Genomic DNA, 18,968 nt, shown 5'->3' with positions numbered 1-18,968 from the left:
TCCGTCAGACCACGCAGAACTCGTTCCCCTCCGGGTCCTGGAGCACCACCGCGTAGTAGTCCATGCCGTGCGGCTCGTCCATCGCGTACAGCACGGTCGCGCCGAGCGCGGTCAGCCGGGCCACCTCCCCGTCGACCCGCGCCCGGCGCACCGCGAGGGGCACCCCGCGTCCACCGCCGACCTTCAGGTCCAGGTGGACGCGGTTCTTCACCGTCTTGGGCTCCGGGACCTGCTGGAACCACACCCGCGGCCCGACGCCCTCCGGGTCCACCAGGGACTCCGCCAGGTCGCCGGCGCCGTCGCCGAGCTCCTCCTCGGGCACCCCGGTCGCCGCCCAGTACGCCCGCCAGCTCGCGTGCCCGTCGGGCGCCGGCTCCGGCACGTACCGCAGCGCCTCCGCCCAGAACGGCACCAGCCGGGCCGGATCCGCGCAGTCGATCGTCAGCTGGAGGGTCATCCCGGGGCGCTCGCCCCTCGTGTTCTCGTCCATGCCGACGAGCCTCCCAGACGCCACCGACAACCGCCTGGATCCGGCCAACAGGCCAGATCCGGACGGCCCGCTGGCGGAAGCTACCCACGGGTCACCTCCCTGCGGGACAATCGCCCCGGCGCCGCGAACCAGGGGGAAGTCATATGGACACCGAAGCCCGAACCGAAGCCCGGACCGAAGCACCGGTCCTCACCGGACTGCCCGTCGTCGGATCCATGTTCGACCTGAAGAACGACTCGCTCGGCACCTTCCTGCGCGCCCGGCGCGAACACGGCGACGTCGTCCGCATCAGCGCCGGCCCGCCCGGTGCCCGCGCCCACGTCTACGCCGTCTTCTCCGCCGAAGGCGCCCAGCAGGTCCTCGCCGGCGAGTCCGCCAACTTCCGCAAGGACAACTCCTTCTACCAGGAGATCCGCGAGTCCTTCGGCAACGGCCTGCTCACCAGCCAGGACGACGACTACCTGCGCCAGCGCCGGCTCGTCCAGCCGCTCTTCACCAAGCGCCGCGTCGACAGCTACGCCGACGCCATCGCCACCGAGGTCACCACCCTCACCGCCGAGTGGGGGAAGGCCGGCCGCACCTCCGTGGACGTCCTCCACGAGTCGACCCGGCTGGCCCTGCGCGCCGTCGCCCGCATCCTCTTCGGCACCGACGTGGACTCCGCCGTCGAGGTCGTCGAGCGCTGCTTCCCCGGCGTCGGCTCGTACGTGCTCCGCCGCGGCTACTCCCCGGTCAACGTGCCCCGCGAGTGGCCCACCCCCGCCAACCGCCGGGCCGCCGCCCTCCACAAGGCGCTCTACGAGGAGTGCGACCGGATCATCGCCGAGCGCAGGGCCACCGGGCGGACCGGCACCGAGGGCGACGACCTGCTGACCCTGCTCATGGCCGCCGAGAGCGCCGAGGACGGAGCCTTCTCCGCCACCGAACTGCGCGAGCAGGTCCTCGTCTTCCTGCTCGCCGGCCACGAGACCACGGCCACCTCGCTCGGCTTCGCCCTCCACCTCCTCGCCCTCCACCCCGAGGCGCAGCGGCGCGCCCACGAGGAGGTCGACCGGGTCCTCGCCGGGCGAGCCCCCGGCGCCGCCGACCTCGACGCCCTGCCGTACGTGACGCGGGTCCTCAAGGAGGCGATGCGGCTCTTCCCCGCCGCGCCCGTCATCGGCCGCCGGGCCGTCGCCGCCACGACGGTCGGCGGGGTCGGGATCCCGGCCGGCGCCGACGTCATCGTGGCCCCCTGGGTCACCCACCGGCACCCCGCCTACTGGGACGACGCCGAGCGCTTCGACCCGGACCGCTTCACCCCCGAGGCGGAGGCCGCACGGCCCCGCTACGCCTGGTTCCCCTTCGGCGGCGGGCCGCGGGCCTGCATCGGCCAGCACTTCTCCATGCTGGAGTCGGTGATCGCGCTCGCCACGATCCTCCAGCGCCATGGCTTCGAGGCGGTGGACACCGAGGTGCCGGTGGCCCCCGCGATCACCCTCCAGGCGGTCGGCCCGGCGCGCTGCCGGCTGGTCCCCCGGGAGGCGTAGGCCGTCAGTCGGCCTGTTCGCGGCCGCGGAGGTGGAGCGAGCGCAGCGCCGCCTCCAGGGCGAAGCGGCGGTCGGGGTCCAGGAGCCGGTCGCCGAAATGGTTGTCGAGGTTCCGCAGGCGGTAGCGGACCGTCTGGGCGTGCACGCCGAGCAGCTCGCCGACCTGCTCGGCGGGGGCGCGGGTGGAGACGTGCACCCGCAGGGTCTCGATCAGCCGCTCCCGCCGGGTGCCGGACAGCCCGTCGAGCGGGGCCAGTTCGCGGCGGGCCAGCTGGTCCGTCAGGGCCGGGTCGGTGAGCAGCCACAGGGTCGTGAGGTGGTCCTCGCAGCGGACGGCGGCGGCGTCCGGCACGATGCCGTCGTCGATCAGCCGGAGGACTTGCCGGGCCCAGCGCAGCGAGTGGGCGGCCTGCGTGGTCGGCACGGTCAGTCCGAGGACGGCGGGCGTCCCGGCCAGCGCGGAGTCGAGCATCGCCCGGCGTTCGCCGGTCAGCGGGCCGGGCACGAGCAGATGGGGATGGGGCAGGCTGAGGTCGGTGAGGACGTCCCGGTCGAGCCGGGCCTGGAGGACCCCGGTGGCGGGCGGCCGGACGGCGACCAGGGTGCATTCGGCGGGGAGCTGCCAGGACGCCTCCTGGCAGAGTTCGGCGATGGTCGCGCGGGGCAGCGGCGGGCCGGCCACGACGAGGTGGAGCAGCTTCCGGCGCAGGGCGGAGACGTCGGAGACCGCGCGGCTCTGGACGGCGAGGTAGCCCTCGCGGGAGAGCGTCTCCAGTTCGTCCACGTACGCGAAGAGGGCGTCGGCGAAGGCCAGGATGAGGGTGGGGGAGAGGTTGTAGGTGCGCCCGATGCTCTTGGCCCGGCGCAGGGCGATGCGGGCGCCGAGGCGGTAGGCGCCTTGTAACGTGTCGAGGTCCCGGCCCTCGTACGCCTCCACCCGGCCGAACTGGCGCAGGAGGTCGTCGCGCAGGGCGGACTTCGCGCCGGGGCGGTCGACCCGGTCCACGAAGGCCGCCAGGGCCTGTTCCACGCCCTGGCGGATCGCGTCCGAGTGGGGCCCGTTGAAGAGGTGGGCGTACACGGGATAGGCGCGCTCGATCTCCACGCCGATCTCCTTGATGAGGCCCGGGATCTCCGGTCTCATCAGGGCGGCGAACTCGCGGGGCAGCGGATCGAGCGGCTCACCGAGCTCCGGTGACTGTGCGATGGAGGGCATGGATGACCGATCCCTTGCTCTGCTACGTGACCGGTGGGGGAGCGGCGCTGCGGCGCCCGGCCGGGAGGGGCGGGCGCCGCAGGAGCCGTCAGGTACGTACCGATGTGGACTGCTGAAAGCTAGGACAACTGTTGTGTGCTGTACACAACTTGAGCAAGGTTCATGTCTTCCGGCGGGGCGCTGGGGGCCGAGTCGGCCGGTAATCACCCCTGGGTGGCCGTTAGTTGACGGCGGAGTGCCAGTTCCGCGAGAAGACCTTGCCGGCGTCGGGGGCGAGGACGCCGGGGGCGAAGAGGCCGGTCAGGAACGTCTGGGTGTTGTTGAGCGTGAGCTTGTTCTTGCCGGCGGCGGAGGGCAGGCCCGTCTTCAGGTTGACCGCCGCGTCGATGATGCCGAACAGCCCGAGGCCGCAGCCGCTGGCGCCGGGGACGGCGAAGCTGTCGTCGTACTGGGTGGAGCCGAGGAGGTTGAGGCGGCTCATGTCGCCTTCCTCGTTCGCGGTGCCGTTGCCGTCGAAGCGCTCGACGCCGAACGAGGGCGCGTCGAGGTTCTTCGGGCGGAGCAGGATGGGGTTGGACTTGGTCCCGATGTAGCAGTTGTCGCCGAGGAACGGGTTCTGCAGCCGGATGCGGACCGGGATGGTCACGATCGGCTGGTCGGTGAGGACGCCCGCGATCTGGTCGAAGTTCGAGGGGGTGCCGACCGACTCCATGGTGGCGGTGATCTTGTTGAGCTTGGCGTCCGACAGCTGCCGGCAGATGTCGGTGATGAACGGGATGTCGCTCGGACACATCAGGCCCATCAGCCCGCCCGGGACGGTGGCGGAGTCCGCGATGAGCGCGCCGCCGGCGGGCGCGACCACCGAGTTGGTGCCGTCGACGTTCTGCACGACGCCCATCTGGAGGTTGGTCTTCCCGGTGGTCACCGTCGTGTTGCCGAGCTTGATGGAGCCGCTGAGCGAGTACGAGACGATGCACTGCGGCGCCTTGTCGAGCCCGTCGGACGTGATCATCGCGGTGGCGTCGACGGGGCAGCGGGTGGAGGGGGCCCAGCCGCCGTTCAGGACCGGGGCGGCCGCGGTCGCCGTGCCCATGGAGGCGAAGGCGCCGAGCGCGGTCAGGGCCGAGACGGTGGCCAGCTTGGTGCGGGCGGTGATGCGGGGCATGGCGGGGTGCCTTTCGTCGGAGGGGGCGGGACGGGGGTACGGGGGATCAGCGCTCGGGCTTGGGGACGACGAGCGGCTGGCGGTCCTCGGTGCACTGGTCCGGAGGCGGAACCTCGACGCCCACGGAACAGGTCTGGCCCTGGATCTGCTTGAGGTGGTTGCCGGGGCCGGAGATGGCGGCGGTGAAGAGCCGGTCGAAGTTCTCGCCGTCGGAGCCGCACCCCTGGAAGGCCGGGATGGTCACCTCCCCGGTGAGGGGGCCGCCGCCGGTCAGGATGTACCCCTCGGCGGGCAGGCCGAAGGGGATCTTCCCCAGCCCGAGCAGCACGAGGTGGTTCCCGGGGTACTCGGCGGGCTTGGGCTCCGGCGAGGAGAGCGGAGCGGCGGTGCGGCAGGAGGGGCCCACGTCGAGCGGGACGCCGTTCACCTCGACGTCGAGGACGCGCAGGACGAGCGGGGCCCGGACCGTGTTCTCCAGGTGGTTGTCGCCGGTCGCGAAGATGACGCGGACCAGGGTGTCGATCGTGATGGGCCCCGTCTGCTCCAGGACCATCGTCGCGGTGACCGGCTGGAAGTCGAAGGTCAGGAACGTGGAGGTGAACGGCGGGGTCTGCTTGCGCCCTTGGTAGTCGAGGTTCCCCAGGGACAGGTTGGTGAAGTGGAACTCGCCCTCCGGCGGAGGGGTGGTCGGTATCTGCATGTCGCCCTGCTCGATCAGCATGCAGGTCACCGGGAGGAGCGAGGCGCCGTTCAGCTTGCGCACGTTGGAGTAGCCGGTGATGTACGCCGACAGCGAGACGGGCGTCGGCTTCTCGGTCACGCACGGGGGCACGTCCGGGCGGGGTGCCGGGGTGCCGGGCGTCTCCTCGCCGGCGTCCGCCGGTCCCGCGTCCGCCGGTCCCGCGTCCGCCCGCGGTCCGACACGCGGCGGCTCGCCCGCCCCGCCGGTGACCGGCGGGCGCGCGGGGCCCGTCGGGTCCCCCGGGAGCGACGGCGGAGGAAGGCCGGAGGAGGGGGACGGCGACGCCGGGGAGGAGCCGGACGGGGACGGCGGGGTCGGCGTCGGGGCGGGGGTGCTCGGTTCCCCGGTGCCGGTGCCGGCACCGACCGGGACCGTGGCGAGCCGCGTACCGCCCTGGGCGTCCGGGTGCGGGACGCAGGTGACGGCGAGGGAGGCGGGCACGGTCGCCGCGCCGTCGGCGGTGCTCGGGGCGAGGTCGACGGCGATCCCCCCGGCGGCGAGGGTCAGATCGCCGGCGGTGTCCGTGGTCAGGATCGGCACGTCGCCGGAGGTGGTCAGCGTGAGCGGGCCTTCGGCGGGCACGGCGACGGGCTGGACCGTGCCGCTCCAGGTCGCCTCCGCGCGCTGCCCGTTCTGGGACACGCCGACGGCGAGCCGGGTCTCCGCCCGTACGGTGGCGGCCTCCAGCGCCGTGAGGTCGGCCACGGCCGCCGCCGGGAGCTCCACGGTCGTGGTGACGTCGGCGGGCCGGATCTCCTCGCCCACGGCCGCCCGTTCGGGGAAGGCCGCCGTGATCCGTACGGTCGCGGGCTGCTGCCCCGAGGGCAGGGCGCAGACGTAGGGCAGCGCGGTGTCGACCTTCAGGGTCCCCATGGCGACGGCCGCCGCCGGGAGCAGGGGGGCGAGCGCCACGAACGCGGCGATCGTCGCGCCGCGCGCACGCGCGCGGGAGGGACGGGGGGTGGGCCGTGGGCCTCTCATCGGGTGCTCCGCTCGGGGTCGTGCGCGAACGCGGGGGAGGTGCGGGTGCGGGGGCTCACGGGCCGGTGCCGACGATCGCCGGGGGGAGGGCGGTGCCCGTCGTCCTGACGAGGTGGTCCGCCCTGACGACGAGGCTGACGCCGACCGGCGCCGCGTCGCCGCAGTTGGTCTGGGAGACGACGGTCAGGTCGCCGGTGGCGGCGGAGAGGGTCAGCCTGCCCGTCGCGTTGGTGTAGGTGAGGGGAAGGCGTCCCCGGACGCGGAAGACGCAGGCGCCGACGGTCCCCCTGAGATCGACGTCGGCGAGGTGCCCCTCGGTGACACCGGTGGAGGCGGTGTGGTCCTCGGCGACGAAGGTCCAGGGCGGGGACGGAGCGAACGTCACCGGGCCGAGGGCGCTGGTGCAGGCCGCGCCGGAGGAGCCGAGGGTGACGGCGCCGACGGTGCCGACGGCCGCCGGGTCGCCGGTGGCGCTCCGCAGGGTGCCGGAGAAGGCCGTGCGGGAGCAGGTGATGCCGATGCCGTTGCCCTTGACGATCTCGATCAGCAGGACGGCGTTGGCGCTGTTCGTCGCCGAGAAGCCGGCCGGTGACGGGCTGACGGTCCAGACGGTCGACGGCGCCGCCGGGGCCGATGCGGCCGTGAGGGCGCAGACGGCCGCGGTCGCGCCTGCGACGGCGGCGAGCTTTCCGATCGGCTTCTTCACGGCGCGGAGACTCCTGGGGGAGGGCTGGTGTGCGGGGGTGCGGACAGCCCCGCGTCCGCCCGGCCGGGAGGCCGGCCGGACGGACGCGGGTTCCTGGACCCTTACGGGTTCGAGCCGACGATCTTCGGGATGGCCGTGCCCGCCTTGAAGAGGTACGTGCCCTTGAAGGTCGGCTTGGCGCCGACCGGGACGGCCGCACCGCAACCGGTCGACGAGACGACGGTGAGCTCGCCCGCGACGCTGTTGACGGCCAGCGCGCCCGTCGAGTTGGTGTACGTGGCGGACGCCTTGCCCGTGACGCGGAAGACGCAGGCGCCGACCGTCACCTTGGCGTCGACGTTGCCGACGTATCCCTTGGTGACCCCGGTCGCGGCGGTGTAGTCCTGCGCCACGATCGTCCAGGGGGTGGTCGGGACGGTGGTCACCGGGCCCAGCACGCTGGTGCAGGGCGCACCCGTCGCGCCGAAGGCGATGGAGGTGATCTGGCCGACGGTCGCCGGGTTGCCGGTGGTGCTCGCTCCCGTGCCCGCGCCGTTCGACTTCGTACACGTCATCGCGATGCCGTTGACGCTGAGGACGATGTTCCCGCTGTTGACCGCGGTGATGCTGGCCGGGTTCGGGGTGACGGTCCAGACGGTCGAGGGCACCGCGGTGGCGGGGCTCACGGTGAGGGCGAAGGCGGCGGAGGCGCCTCCCGCGACGACGGCCAGGTTTCTGATCGACTTCTTCATGGCTCTGGGACTCTCCTTGGGGATTGACCGGCAGAGGGTGCTTCGGTGGGGGTGCCGCGGCGGGGCCGGAATGGCCGGCGAGCCGGTAGTCGTCCCGCCGTGAAACCTGACGTTACTTGCGGGAAACTTAGCCGAACAATGGCGCGAACCATGATTCTTTGAAGACGTCTCAATGCCTGTCAAGGGGGTGAGCGATGGCGAGAATGCGCTTGGTTCCGGCGTGCGTAATGTCGACAATTCTGATCGATCAGACGAGGTCGGGGAGGGGTTCCGCCGGTCAGGTCGCCCGAATTCTTACGAGGATGACAAGCGCTCTCACGGAATTGTCTCCGGCCTGATAAGCGGGCCCCTGGCGGTGCCTGTTCCGCGAAAACTCCGGATCCGGTATTGCCCCGCGAGGTTACTCAGCCGTAGCGTTCCCGGGAGTCGACGCTCAGCCGCAGGTCGGCGCCCCATTCTGTCGCGGCGGAGACAAAAGAACCTCCCGGTTTTGTCTCCGCCGTGACAAACGCGGAAGCGGATCAATGACTTTGCGCCACACCTATTGTCCGGGTGATCCAGAACGGCCTACCGTGCGCCCGCGGCGCACGCGCCACGCACGCCTGCTGGAGGTGGGATGGGAATCGAAGTAGTCGTTGAGGGACTGACCATGTCCTTCGGCAAGCAGAACATCTGGCAGGACGTGTCGCTGACGTTGCCGGCCGGAGAGGTGAGCGTCATGCTCGGTCCTTCCGGAACCGGAAAGACCGTTTTCCTGAAATCGCTCATCGGGCTGCTGAAACCCCAGCAGGGCCGGGTCCTCATCAACGGCGTCGACATGGTCCGCAGTCCGGAACGGGACATCTACGAGACCCGCAAGCTCTTCGGCCTCATGTTCCAGGACGGCGCCCTCTTCGGCTCCATGACCCTCTTCGACAACATCGCCTTCCCGCTGCGCGAGCACACCCGCAAGCGCGAGTCCGAGATCCGGCGCATCGTCATGGAGCGCATCGACCTCGTCGGCCTCCTCGGCGCCGAGGGCAAGCTGCCCGGCGAGATCAGCGGCGGCATGCGCAAGCGCGCCGGCCTGGCCCGCGCGCTCGTCCTCGACCCGCAGATCGTGCTGTGCGACGAGCCCGACTCCGGCCTCGACCCGGTCCGCACCGCGTACCTCTCCCAGCTCCTGATCGACCTCAACGCGCGGATCGACGCGACGATGCTGATCGTCACCCACAACCTCGACATCGCCGCCACCGTCCCCGACAACATGGGGATGTTCTTCCGGCGCAACCTCGTCACCTTCGGGCCCCGCGAGGTGCTCCTGACCAGCGACGAGCCCGTCGTCACCCAGTTCCTCGCCGGCCGCCGCGAAGGCCCCATCGGCATGTCCGAGGAGAAGGACGCGGCCACCCTCGCCGCCGAGGCCGACCAGGCCCCCGCCGGCCGGCCGGACACACCCCGCGTCATCGTCCCGCAGCTGGAACCCTCGCCCGGCCTGCCCCCGCGCGCGGCCGTCGCCCGCCGCCGGGAGCGCGTCCTCGGCATGCTGGACACGCTGCCGCCCGCCGCCCGCGCCGCCATCGAGGCGACCTACGCGCGGCACGCCGCAGCGCCGACCGTCCCGATACCGACCACCGGCGGCGGCTCGTGATCGGGGGCGCGCTGCGGCAGACCGGCCGCCTCTTCGCCCTCGCCGCCGAGGTGAGCCGGGCCGTCTTCCGCAGGCCCTTCCAGTTCCGGGAGTTCGTCGAGCAGTTCTGGTTCGTCGCGAGCGTCACCATCCTGCCTGCGGCCCTCGTCTCCATCCCGTTCGGCGCCGTGATCGCCCTTCAGGTCGGCTCGCTCACCCAGCAGCTGGGCGCCCAGTCCTTCACCGGCGGCGCCAGCGTCCTCGCCGTCATCCAGCAGGCCAGCCCGCTCATCGTCGCCCTCCTCATCGCCGGCGCCGCGGGCTCCGCGATCTGCGCCGACCTCGGCTCCCGCAAGATCCGCGAGGAGCTCGACGCGATGGAGGTCATGGGCGTCTCGCCGGTCCAGCGCCTCGTCGTCCCCCGCGTCCTCGCCACCATGGCCGTCGCCGTCCTCCTCAATGGGATGGTCTCCGTCGTCGGCACTCTCGGCGGCTACTTCTTCAACATCGTCCTCCAGGGCGGCACCCCCGGCGCCTACCTCTCCAGCTTCTCCGCCCTCGCCCAGCTGCCCGACCTGTACATCAGCGAACTGAAGGCCCTGATCTTCGGCTTCATCGCGGGCATCGTCGCCGCCTACCGGGGGCTCAACCCCCGTGGCGGCCCCAAGGGCGTCGGCGACGCCGTCAACCAGGCCGTCGTCATCACCTTCATGCTGCTCTTCTTCGTGAACATGGTGCTGACGGGCCTGTACCTCCAGATCGTCCCGCCGAAGGGAGGCTGAGACGATGGCCTCCCCGCTCGCCTGGCTCGACCGCTCCGGCGACCAGCTCCTGTTCTACGTGAGGGCCCTGCTCTGGGTCCCGAGGACCCTGCGCCGCTACCTCAAGGAGGTGCAGCGGCTGCTCGCCGAGGTGGCCTTCGGCTCCGGCGGACTCGGCGTCGTCGGCGGCACCGTCGGCGTCATGATCGCGATGACGCTCTTCACCGGGACCGTCGTCGGCCTCCAGGGCCACGCCGCCCTCGAACAGATCGGCACCGCCGCCTTCACCGGCTTCGTCTCCGCCTACTTCAACACCCGCGAGATCGCCCCGCTCGTCGCCGGCCTCGCCCTCTCCGCGACCGTCGGCGCCGGCTTCACCGCCCAGCTCGGCGCCATGCGGATCAACGAGGAGGTCGACGCCCTCGAAGGCATGGGCATCCGCTCCATGCCGTACCTGGTCACCACCCGCATCATCGCCGGCGTCGTCGCCATCGTCCCGCTCTACGCGGTCGGCCTGCTCTCGTCCTACCTGGCCTCGCGCACCGTGACGGTCTTCTTCAACGGCCAGTCCCAGGGCACGTACGACCACTACTTCAACCTGTTCCTGTCACCGACGGACGTCCTGCTGTCGATGCTCAAGGTGCTCATCTTCAGCGTCATGGTCATCGTCGCCCACTGCTACTACGGCTTCCGCGCCTCCGGCGGCCCCGCCGGCGTCGGCATCGCCGTCGGCCGGTCGGTGCGCAACGCCATCGTGCTGATCAGCGTCACCGACTTCTTCCTGTCCCTGGCCCTCTGGGGCGCGACCACGACCGTGAAGGTGGCGGGGTGAGATGAACGCTCCACGAGGAGAGACCCTGCGCCGCCGGTCCGCCGGCGTCGTCTTCCTGCTAATGCCCGCCCTGCTCGCCTGGCTGGCGGTCGCCGTCTACGACAAGAAGTTCACCGACTCCGACCCGGTCGTCGTCGAGACCGGCAGCGTCGGCAACGAGATGCACCTCGGCGCCGAGGTGAAACTCCGCGGCGTCGTCGTCGGCGAGGTCCGCGCCATCGACGCCACCGGCACCGGCGCCCGCCTCACCCTCGCCCTGCGCCCCGGAGCCCTGGACCACGTCCCCTCCGACGTCCGCGCCCAGATGCTGCCCACCACCCTCTTCGGCGAGCGGTTCGTCGCCCTCGTACCGCCCGCGCACCCCTCCCCGGAGCCGCTCGGCCCGGGCGCCGTCATCCCCGAGGACCGCTCCGGCAACGCGATCGAACTCCAGCAGGTCCTCGACAACGTCCTGCCGATGCTCACCGCCGTCCAGCCGCAGAAGCTCTCCGCCACCCTCTCCGCCGTCTCCCAGGCCCTCGAAGGACGCGGCGACAAGCTCGGCGACACCCTCGCCCGGCTCGACAGCCACCTCAAGAAGTTCAACCCCCAACTGCCCGCCCTCACCCGGGACCTCAAGGAACTCGTGAAGGTCAGCCACCTCTACGCGGACGCCGCCCCGGACATCCTCACCGCGCTCACCGACTTCACCACCACCAGCGGCACCCTCGCCGAGCAGGAGGCGGCGCTCTCCGACACCCTCGGCGCCACCACCCGCACCGCCCAGGACCTGACCGCCTTCCTCCGCAGGAACAAGGACACGATCATCCGGCTCAGCGCGAAGAGCCGCCCCACCCTGGAGCTGCTCGCCGAGTACTCCTCGTCCTTCCCCTGCACCCTGCGCACCCTCGCCCAGTTCGTGCCCGCCATGGACAAGGCGCTCGGCAAGGGGACCGACCGGCCGGGACTCCACGTGAACGTCACCACCGTGCCCTCACGGGGCGCGTACGTCCCCGGCCGCGACACCCCCCGGTACGACTCCGGCGGCGGCCCCCGCTGCTACCCGGTGCCCTACCTCGGCGTCCCGGCCGCACCCGCCGCCCGCGCCTCCGCCGCGGCCGACCAGGACCTCGGCCCCGCCAACTCCCCGCAGGAGAACGACCTCGTCACCGAACTCCTCGCCCCCGGCGCGGGACAGCGGGCCGACGCCCTGCCCGACTGGAGCAGCCTGCTCGCCGGCCCCGCCTTCCGCGGAGCGGAGGTGACCCTCCGATGACGAGGAAGCAGACCCACACCCGGCGCCGCGGACTGACCGGCACCGTCCTCAAGTCCCTCGCCTTCGTCCTGGTCACGGCGGTCGCCACCACGGTCCTCGGCTTCAGCATCGCCAACACCGGCGTCGGCTCCGCCACCCGCTCCTACAAGGCGCTGTTCACCGACGTCACCGGCCTCGTCGCCGGCGACTCCGTGCGCATCGCCGGCGTGAAGGTCGGCGAGGTGACCGACGTCCGCGTCGTCGAACGGCGCACCGCCCAGGTCACCTTCACGGTCCGCGAGGACCGCACCCTGCCCCGCTCCGCCACCGCCGCCGTCAAGTACCTCAACATGGTCGGCCAGCGGTACGTCTCCCTCGGCCGGGGCAGCGGCGACGTGACCGGCACCCTGGACGACGGCGGGACGATCCCGCTCGACCGCACCACCCCCGCGCTCGACCTCACCCTCCTCTTCAACGGCTTCAAGCCGCTCTTCGAGGGCCTGTCGCCCGCCGACGTCAACGACCTCGCCGGCTCGCTCGTCCAGGTCCTCCAGGGCGAGAGCGGCACCGTCGACAGCCTGCTCCGCCACATCGGCTCCCTCACCCGGACCGTGGCCGCCAAGGACCAGGTCATCGGCGACGTCGTCACCCACCTCAACACCGTCCTCACCACCCTCAACGACCGCGAGGCCGGCTTCGAGGACCTCGTCGTCACCCTCCAGAAGCTCGTCACCGGCTTCGACACCGACCGCAAGCCCCTCGGCGAGGCGGTCCAGGCCATGGGCGCCCTCACCACCACGACCGCCGGCCTCTTCCAGGACAGCCGCGCCCCGCTCAAGAAGGACATCCGCGAACTCGGCCGGCTCTCGGGCACCCTCGGCGCCCACACCCCCGCCCTGGAGCGGTTCCTCGCCAACACCCCCGGCAAGCTGACCGCACTCGCCCGCCTCTCCTCGTACGGCTCCTGGTTCAACCTCTACCTCTGCGAGGCGCGCGTGACCGGCGTCAGGACGTCCGACGGCTCCAAGCCGCCGACCGGCATCGCCGTGACCGAACCGAGGTGCCGCGGATGAGCCCCCTCCGGATCAAGCCCGCCAGGGAACGCAACCCGATCGCCGTCGCCGTCGTGGGACTGCTCCTCCTCGGCCTCCTGGCCGCCCTCGCCTACAACGTCGAACGGCTCCCCCTCGTCGGCGACGACACCACCTACAGCGCCGACTTCTCCGAGGCCGCGGGGCTCGACGCCGGCGACGAGGTCCGCGTCGCCGGCGTCAAGGTCGGCGAGGTCACCGCCGTCACCCTCGACGGCGCCAAGGTCAAGGTGGTCTTCGAGGTCGGCGACGCCTGGGTCGGTGACCGGACCACCGCCGCCATCGCCATCAAGACCCTCCTCGGCGAGAAGTACCTCGCCCTCGACCCGCTGGGCTCCGCACGCCAGGACCCCGGCACCCGCATCCCGCTGGCGCGCACCACCTCGCCGTACGACGTGACCCAGGCGTTCCAGGACCTCAGCGGCACCATCGACGCCCTCGACACCGGAAAGCTCGCCGAGAGCTTCGAGACGATCTCCGACACCTTCAAGAACTCGCCGCCGCACGTCCGCAACGCCGCCGACGGCCTCTCCCAGCTGTCGAAGTCCGTCTCCAAGCGCGACACCGAACTCGTCCGGCTCCTCCGGAACAGCGAGAAGTTCACCAAGACCCTCAAGGACAGGAAGTCCAGCTTCGAGCTCCTCCTGGAGGACGGCGGCTCGCTCCTCGGCGAACTCACCAAGCGCCGCGACGCCATCCGCGCCCTGCTCAAGGGCAGCCGCGCCCTCGGCACCGAACTCGGCGGCCTCGTCGGCGACAACGAGCGGCAGCTCGGGCCGACCCTCAAGGCCCTGAGCCGCGTCACCGGCGTCCTGGAGAAGAACAGCGGCCAGCTCGACAAGACGCTCGCGCTCGTCGGCCCCTACTACCGGCTCGTCGGCAACACCCTCGGCAACGGCCGCTGGTTCGACAGCTACCTGTGCGGCGTGGTGCCCCGCGGCTACCTGCCCGAGGGCTCCCAGCCCACGACCGGATGCATGCCGCCGAAACAGAAGGCGGCGGCCCAGGGGAGCGGTGCACGATGACCAGGACCAGAAGGCCCCTCGCCGCCGGCCTCACCCTCGCGGTGCTCGCCGCCTGCGGACTCGTCGCCGTCCGCGCCCTCGACGAGGAAGGCATCCGCGTCACCGCCTACTTCGACCGGGCCGTCGGCATCTACGCCGGCTCCGACCTGCGCGTCCTCGGCGTCCGCGTCGGAGAGGTCGAGTCCGTGGAGCCCCAGGGCACCCGGGTACGCGTCGCCCTCCGCCTCGACGAAGGCGTCCGCGTCCCCGCCGACGCCCGCGCCCTCGTCGTCGCCCCGAGCATCGTCGCCGACCGGTACGTCCAGCTGACCCCCGCCTACACCTCCGGCCCCGCCCTCGACGACGGCACCGAACTCCCCGCCTCCCGCAACCGCGTCCCCGTCGAGATCGACCAGCTCTACGCCTCCCTCACCGACCTGAGCCGGGCGCTCGGCCCCGACGGCGCCAACTCCACCGGAGCCCTCTCGAAGCTCCTCGACACCGGAGCGAAGAACCTCAAGGGCAACGGCGAGGCCATCGGCGGCTCCATCGAACGCTTCGGCAAGGCCGCCAAGACCCTCGACGGCAGCAGCGACGAGTTCTTCACCACCCTCGGACAGCTCCAGACCTTCACCACCATGCTCAAGGAGAAGGACGGCGACGTCCGCACCGCCCAGGAACGCCTCGACGAGGTCGTCGGGTTCTTCGCCGCGAACAAGGACGACCTCGCCGGCGCCCTCAAGGAACTCGGCAAGGCCCTCGCCCAGGTCAAGACCTTCATCAAGGACAACCGCGGCGAACTGAAGAAGAACGTCGACCGGCTCGTGCCCCTCACCCAGACCCTCGTCGACCAGCGGGCCTCCCTCGCCGAGGCCCTCGACGTCGCCCCGCTCGCCGCCGGCAACCTCGTCGACGCCTACGACAAGGACACCCGCACCATCGACGGCCGCGCCAACCTCAACGAGATCAGCATGGGCGGACCGCTGCTCCCGCTGCCCGTGTCCGGAGCCGCCGCGAGCAGCGGACCCCCGGCGGGCACCGACGCCCCCGCGAACCCCGGAGAGGAGGAGCGGTGAGACGCCCCCGCCTGCCCTCCCGACGGGCCGCCGGAGCCGGCGCCGCCGGCGCGGTCGCCCTCGGCCTCGGCCTGGCCGTCGCCCTCGGCGCGGTCCCCTCGATCCCCGTCCGGTTCGACGGCATCGAGAACCTGCCGCTGCCCGGCGGCGCCGACCTCGGCGACCACCCCTACACCGTCACCGCCGAGATCGCCGACGTCCTCAGCCTCGTGCCGCAGGCCGCGGTCAAGGTCGACGACGTCGCCGTCGGCCGCGTCACCGCCATCGAACTGGACCCCGCCACCTGGTCCGCCCGCGTCACCCTGAAGATCAACGGCGACGTCCGGCTGCCCGCGGGCACCGGCGCCCGGGTGGAACAGTCCAGCCTCCTCGGCGAGAAGTACGTCCAGCTCGTCGCCCCGCTCCCCGCCGGCGCGTCCCGGTCCGGCGTCCAGCAGGCCGCGGCCCGCCGGGACACCGGCGACCGGCTCGCCGACGGAGCCGTCATCCCGCTCGCCCGCACCAGCCGCAACACCGAGGTCGAGGAGGTGTTCGGCGCCCTCTCCCTGCTCCTCAACGGCGGCGGCGTCAACCAGCTCAAGACCATCACCCGCGAACTCAACGCGGCGCTCGGCGGACGCGAACCCGAGGTCCGCTCCATGCTCAAGCGGGTGAACACGCTGGTGACGAACCTGGACGCGCACCGCGGCGACATCACCCGCGCCCTCGACGGCCTCAACCGGCTCTCCACCACCCTCGCCGGCCGCAAGAAGGACGTGGGCACGATCCTCACCGACCTCTCACCCGGCCTGAAGACGCTGGAGAACCAGCGGGGTTCCCTGCTCACCATGCTCCGCGCCCTGGACACCCTGTCCGGGGTCGCCGTCACCACCGTCGAAGCGAGCAAGAAGGACATGGTCGCCGACCTCAAGGCCCTCGCCCCGACCCTGACCGCCCTCGCGGACGCCGGCGCCGACCTGCCCGAATCGCTCCAGGTCCTGCTGACGTACCCCTTCACCGACGAGGTGATGAAGGGCATCAAGGGCGACTACCTCAACACCTACCTCCACCTCGCGGCCGAACCCGGGACCGAGGTGATCCCGCCGATCGTCCCCCAGGCCGACCCCGGCTCCACCCCCGGCCCCACGCCCTCCCCGACGGACCCGAACGCGCCCGCCGGGCAGCGCCGGGGCGGCGACGGCACCGCCCGGGGCGCCGGGTCGCCCCTCCCCCTGCCCCCGGTCCGGACGGCCCCCCCGTCCGGGCCGGGCACCCCCCTCGGCCCCGGCACCACCGGGCCGGCCACCCCGCCGAAGGACGGAGGAGACCGGTGATCACCCGTACCGTACGGCTGAAGAACCTCGCGTTCCTCGTCATCGCCGTCACCGTCCTCGGCTTCGTCGGCGTCCGCTACGCCGACCTCGGCCACTACGCCGGCGTCGCCGACCACTACACCGTCCGCGTCCATCTCGCCCGCGCGGGCGGGCTGTTCCCCCACTCCGACGTCACCTACCGGGGCGTCTCCGTGGGCCGCGTCGGCGCCATCGACCTCACCGCCGACGGCGTCGTCGCCGAACTGCGGATCAAGAAGTCGGCCCCCCGGATCCCCGCCGACGCCCGAGCCGTCGTCGCCGGGCTCTCCGCGGTCGGCGAGCAGTACATCGACCTGCGCCCGGAGAGCGACGACGGCCCCTTCCTCGCCGACGGCGCCCGCATCGAGCAGCCCGACACCCAGGTGCCGGCCCCCGTCACCGACGTGCTCAGCAGCATGGACGACCTGACCCGCTCCGTCCCGCTGGAGTCCCTCCGCACCGTCGTCGACGAGCTCGGCAAGGCGTTCGAGGGACACGGCGACGACCTCCAGGTCCTCCTCGACAGCGGCAGCGCCTTCGTCCAGGCCGCCGACGAGGCCCTGCCGGTCACCACCCGGCTCATCCAGGACGGCGAGGTCGTCCTGCGCACCCAGGCCGACGAGAGCCGCGCCATCCGGAACTTCGCCACCGGCGCCCGCGAACTCGCCGCCACCCTCAAGGACTCCGACGCCGACCTGCGCCGGCTGCTGACCGTCGCGCCCGACGCGGCGGGCCAGGTCAGCGGCCTCCTGAACGACGTCGACCCCAGCCTGGGCGTCGTCCTCGCCAACCTCCTCACCCCCTCGGAGATCGCCCTCACCCGGCAGCGCGGCATCGAGGAACTGCTCGTGACCTACCCGGCCGCCGTCGCGGCCGGAGCCACCGCCGTCGACGACGGACGCCTGAACATCGGCATGGCCGTCACCTTCTTCAAGCCGCTGCCCTGCACCTCGGGCTACGGCGGTACCCGTTACCGCAACGGCCTCGACCTCGGCACCGCGCCCGCCCTCAACACCGGGGCCGCCTGCACGAGTCCGGCCGGGTCCGGGATCAACGTACGCGGCTCCGCCCACGCCCCCGAGGGCGGCGCAGCGCCCGCCCCGCGCGGCGCGGGCACCCTGACCCCCGAGGGCCGGAAGGGCGCCGCCGTCGCGCGGACGCTCCCCGGCGCGCTGGCCCTGCCGGGCGGGACCGGCGGCCCGACGGACCTGGCCGGACTCCTCGGACTGGACACCGGGAGCGAGCGATGAGGCGGGCCGGGCTCCTCTCCGCCGTCGCCGTCGCCGTCGCCCTCGGCTTCTGCGGCACCGGAGCCTGGATCTACCTCGAGGCCCGCACCGACCAGGAGCTCGCCTTCGGCCGCGAGCGGGACACCGCCCTCGCCGAGGGCCGGCAGCGCCTCACCGTCCTGAACACGCTCGACGCCTCCACCCGCGAGAGCGCCGCGGCGGGCATCGACGCCTGGCGCGACGCCTCCACCGGCCCGCTCCGCACCGAACTGGGCCGCACCGAGCCCGCGGCGGGCGCCTCCGCCCGGGCCACCGTCACCGAGGCCGCGCTCACCGCCCTCGACACCCGCGCCGGCACGGCCAAGCTCATCGCGACCGTCCGCGTGGACGTCACCCCCCGGAAGGGCGCCGCCACCACCGACCGCAAGCGCCTGGAGGCCGTGCTGACCCGCACCGGTGAGAACACGTGGAGAGTGGCGGCGCTCAGCGCGGTCCCCGTCGCCGGAGCGGAGGAGGACGAGTGACCCTCCTGAACGACGACCAGACCGAGACCGGGACCGGGACCGAGACCGCGACCGAGACCGGGACCGCGACCGGGACCGGGACCGCGACCGGGACCGGGACCGCGACCGGGACCGGGACCGACACCGACACCGAAGCCGCGCCCGACGCCGACACCGCGACCGGCTCCAGCTCCGACTCCGACTCCGGCTCCGCCCCCGCCGGCCGTCGCGCCGCCCGACTGCGGAAGGCCCTCGTGCCCACCGCCGTCGCCGCCCTCCTCCTCGGCGGCAGCGCGTTCTTCTACGGGGCCCACCAGCTCCGTTCCACCCCCTCGGCGGACAACAGGGCGCTGACCGACACCGCCGCCACCCACCGGGTCGCCGGCGACGTCAGCGAGGGACTGGCCCGGATCTTCTCCTACACGCCCACCAGTTCCGGCGCCGCCGAGCGGTCCGCCGCCACCGTGCTGGCCGGCCGCGCCGCCCGCCAGTACGGCGATCTGTTCGCCCAGGTCCGCAAGAGCCTGGTCGAGCAGCGCCTCACCCTCTCCACCCAGGCCGTCCGCACCGGCGTGATCGAACTCGACGGCGACAGCGCACGCCTCCTCGTCTTCCTGGACCAGGTCTCGCGGCGGGACAAGGGCGCCGCCACCGCCGCGGCGGCCCAGCTCACCGTCACCGCCCGGTTCCAGGACGACCGGTGGCGGATCACCGACATCAAGGCCCGCTGACATTGGG

The 18,968-nt window shown here is 72.5% G+C and carries 18 protein-coding genes; 12 read left to right on the top strand and 6 right to left on the bottom strand.

The window, feature by feature from the left end; translation table 11 throughout:
- Positions 1 to 4: 4 nt before the first annotated feature.
- A complete protein-coding gene (locus tag ACFVU3_RS26145) occupies positions 5 to 490 on the bottom strand; it encodes a VOC family protein (protein ID WP_390069836.1) in 486 nt (161 codons plus the stop codon).
- 143 nt (positions 491 to 633) lie between these two features.
- Here ACFVU3_RS26145 and ACFVU3_RS26140 point away from each other — a divergent pair, with 143 nt between their 5' ends.
- On the top strand, positions 634 to 2,019 hold the full coding sequence (locus ACFVU3_RS26140) for a cytochrome P450 (protein WP_390069835.1): 1,386 nt from the start codon (positions 634 to 636) through the stop codon (positions 2,017 to 2,019).
- Between the two features lie 4 nt (positions 2,020 to 2,023).
- Here ACFVU3_RS26140 and ACFVU3_RS26135 read toward each other — a convergent pair whose 3' ends face one another.
- From ACFVU3_RS26135 to ACFVU3_RS26115, 5 genes are all read right to left on the bottom strand, one after another.
- Positions 2,024 to 3,235 carry a helix-turn-helix domain-containing protein gene (locus tag ACFVU3_RS26135; protein ID WP_390069834.1) on the bottom strand — a complete coding sequence of 404 codons (1,212 nt, stop codon included), beginning with the start codon at positions 3,233 to 3,235 and terminating at the stop codon, positions 2,024 to 2,026.
- 220 nt (positions 3,236 to 3,455) lie between these two features.
- Positions 3,456 to 4,400 carry a hypothetical protein gene (locus ACFVU3_RS26130; RefSeq protein ID WP_390069833.1) on the bottom strand — a complete coding sequence of 315 codons (945 nt, stop codon included), beginning with the start codon at positions 4,398 to 4,400 and terminating at the stop codon, positions 3,456 to 3,458.
- 46 nt (positions 4,401 to 4,446) lie between these two features.
- A complete protein-coding gene (locus tag ACFVU3_RS26125) occupies positions 4,447 to 6,123 on the bottom strand; it encodes a DUF6801 domain-containing protein (RefSeq protein WP_390069831.1) in 1,677 nt (558 codons plus the stop codon).
- A gap of 55 nt (positions 6,124 to 6,178) precedes the next feature.
- Complete coding sequence (locus tag ACFVU3_RS26120) at positions 6,179 to 6,829, bottom strand: hypothetical protein (RefSeq protein WP_390069830.1); 651 nt, start codon at positions 6,827 to 6,829, stop codon at positions 6,179 to 6,181.
- Between the two features lie 101 nt (positions 6,830 to 6,930).
- Positions 6,931 to 7,560 carry a hypothetical protein gene (locus ACFVU3_RS26115; RefSeq protein WP_390069829.1) on the bottom strand — a complete coding sequence of 210 codons (630 nt, stop codon included), beginning with the start codon at positions 7,558 to 7,560 and terminating at the stop codon, positions 6,931 to 6,933.
- Positions 7,561 to 8,176: 616 nt separating this feature from the next.
- Here ACFVU3_RS26115 and ACFVU3_RS26110 point away from each other — a divergent pair.
- From ACFVU3_RS26110 to ACFVU3_RS26060, 11 genes are read left to right on the top strand one after another with little or no spacing between them, the layout of a single operon-like run.
- The gene (locus ACFVU3_RS26110; protein ID WP_390069827.1) at positions 8,177 to 9,190 is read left to right on the top strand and encodes an ABC transporter ATP-binding protein; all 1,014 of its coding nucleotides are present in this window, start codon (positions 8,177 to 8,179) and stop codon (positions 9,188 to 9,190) included.
- Positions 9,187 to 9,951 carry an MlaE family ABC transporter permease gene (locus ACFVU3_RS26105; RefSeq protein ID WP_390069825.1) on the top strand — a complete coding sequence of 255 codons (765 nt, stop codon included), beginning with the start codon at positions 9,187 to 9,189 and terminating at the stop codon, positions 9,949 to 9,951. Before ACFVU3_RS26110 ends, ACFVU3_RS26105 begins: the two co-directional genes overlap by 4 nt.
- A gap of 4 nt (positions 9,952 to 9,955) precedes the next feature.
- Complete coding sequence (locus tag ACFVU3_RS26100) at positions 9,956 to 10,762, top strand: MlaE family ABC transporter permease (protein ID WP_390069823.1); 807 nt, start codon at positions 9,956 to 9,958, stop codon at positions 10,760 to 10,762.
- Between the two features lies 1 nt (position 10,763).
- Positions 10,764 to 12,017, top strand: a complete 1,254-nt coding sequence (locus ACFVU3_RS26095; RefSeq protein WP_390069821.1) for an MCE family protein — start codon at positions 10,764 to 10,766, stop codon at positions 12,015 to 12,017.
- Positions 12,014 to 13,069 (top strand): MCE family protein, encoded by a 1,056-nt coding sequence (locus ACFVU3_RS26090; protein ID WP_390069819.1) that lies wholly within the window; start codon positions 12,014 to 12,016, stop codon positions 13,067 to 13,069. The genes ACFVU3_RS26095 and ACFVU3_RS26090 overlap by 4 nt, the downstream gene beginning before the upstream one ends.
- On the top strand, positions 13,066 to 14,112 hold the full coding sequence (locus tag ACFVU3_RS26085; RefSeq protein WP_390069817.1) for an MCE family protein: 1,047 nt from the start codon (positions 13,066 to 13,068) through the stop codon (positions 14,110 to 14,112). The genes ACFVU3_RS26090 and ACFVU3_RS26085 overlap by 4 nt, the downstream gene beginning before the upstream one ends.
- Positions 14,109 to 15,167: an MCE family protein gene (locus tag ACFVU3_RS26080; protein ID WP_390069815.1), complete on the top strand. Its 1,059-nt coding sequence runs from the start codon at positions 14,109 to 14,111 to the stop codon at positions 15,165 to 15,167. The genes ACFVU3_RS26085 and ACFVU3_RS26080 overlap by 4 nt, the downstream gene beginning before the upstream one ends.
- Complete coding sequence (locus ACFVU3_RS26075) at positions 15,164 to 16,480, top strand: MCE family protein (protein WP_390069813.1); 1,317 nt, start codon at positions 15,164 to 15,166, stop codon at positions 16,478 to 16,480. The genes ACFVU3_RS26080 and ACFVU3_RS26075 overlap by 4 nt, the downstream gene beginning before the upstream one ends.
- Positions 16,477 to 17,748: an MCE family protein gene (locus ACFVU3_RS26070; RefSeq protein WP_390069811.1), complete on the top strand. Its 1,272-nt coding sequence runs from the start codon at positions 16,477 to 16,479 to the stop codon at positions 17,746 to 17,748. The genes ACFVU3_RS26075 and ACFVU3_RS26070 overlap by 4 nt, the downstream gene beginning before the upstream one ends.
- On the top strand, positions 17,745 to 18,251 hold the full coding sequence (locus ACFVU3_RS26065) for a hypothetical protein (RefSeq protein ID WP_390069810.1): 507 nt from the start codon (positions 17,745 to 17,747) through the stop codon (positions 18,249 to 18,251). Before ACFVU3_RS26070 ends, ACFVU3_RS26065 begins: the two co-directional genes overlap by 4 nt.
- Positions 18,248 to 18,961, top strand: coding sequence for a hypothetical protein (locus tag ACFVU3_RS26060; protein WP_390069808.1), 714 nt, complete (start codon positions 18,248 to 18,250; stop codon positions 18,959 to 18,961). Before ACFVU3_RS26065 ends, ACFVU3_RS26060 begins: the two co-directional genes overlap by 4 nt.
- Positions 18,962 to 18,968: the final 7 nt, after the last annotated feature.

It is taken from the genome of Streptomyces sp. NPDC058052, assembly GCF_042885515.1.
Classification (GTDB): domain Bacteria; phylum Actinomycetota; class Actinomycetes; order Streptomycetales; family Streptomycetaceae; genus Streptomyces.
Note: the sequence above shows the minus strand (reverse complement) of the source record. Positions and strands in the feature narration are given on the sequence as shown.

What these genes read in the sequence shown, in the direction of transcription:
- ACFVU3_RS26145 (WP_390069836.1), bottom strand. Translation starts at nt 490, where the DNA reads ATGGACGAGAACACGAGGGGCGAGCGCCCCGGGATGACCCTCCAGCTG.
- ACFVU3_RS26140 (WP_390069835.1), top strand. Translation starts at nt 634, where the DNA reads ATGGACACCGAAGCCCGAACCGAAGCCCGGACCGAAGCACCGGTCCTC.
- ACFVU3_RS26135 (WP_390069834.1), bottom strand. Translation starts at nt 3,235, where the DNA reads ATGCCCTCCATCGCACAGTCACCGGAGCTCGGTGAGCCGCTCGATCCG.
- ACFVU3_RS26130 (WP_390069833.1), bottom strand. Translation starts at nt 4,400, where the DNA reads ATGCCCCGCATCACCGCCCGCACCAAGCTGGCCACCGTCTCGGCCCTG.
- ACFVU3_RS26125 (WP_390069831.1), bottom strand. Translation starts at nt 6,123, where the DNA reads ATGAGAGGCCCACGGCCCACCCCCCGTCCCTCCCGCGCGCGTGCGCGC.
- ACFVU3_RS26115 (WP_390069829.1), bottom strand. Translation starts at nt 7,560, where the DNA reads ATGAAGAAGTCGATCAGAAACCTGGCCGTCGTCGCGGGAGGCGCCTCC.
- ACFVU3_RS26110 (WP_390069827.1), top strand. Translation starts at nt 8,177, where the DNA reads ATGGGAATCGAAGTAGTCGTTGAGGGACTGACCATGTCCTTCGGCAAG.
- ACFVU3_RS26100 (WP_390069823.1), top strand. Translation starts at nt 9,956, where the DNA reads ATGGCCTCCCCGCTCGCCTGGCTCGACCGCTCCGGCGACCAGCTCCTG.
- ACFVU3_RS26095 (WP_390069821.1), top strand. Translation starts at nt 10,764, where the DNA reads ATGAACGCTCCACGAGGAGAGACCCTGCGCCGCCGGTCCGCCGGCGTC.
- ACFVU3_RS26090 (WP_390069819.1), top strand. Translation starts at nt 12,014, where the DNA reads ATGACGAGGAAGCAGACCCACACCCGGCGCCGCGGACTGACCGGCACC.
- ACFVU3_RS26085 (WP_390069817.1), top strand. Translation starts at nt 13,066, where the DNA reads ATGAGCCCCCTCCGGATCAAGCCCGCCAGGGAACGCAACCCGATCGCC.
- ACFVU3_RS26080 (WP_390069815.1), top strand. Translation starts at nt 14,109, where the DNA reads ATGACCAGGACCAGAAGGCCCCTCGCCGCCGGCCTCACCCTCGCGGTG.
- ACFVU3_RS26065 (WP_390069810.1), top strand. Translation starts at nt 17,745, where the DNA reads ATGAGGCGGGCCGGGCTCCTCTCCGCCGTCGCCGTCGCCGTCGCCCTC.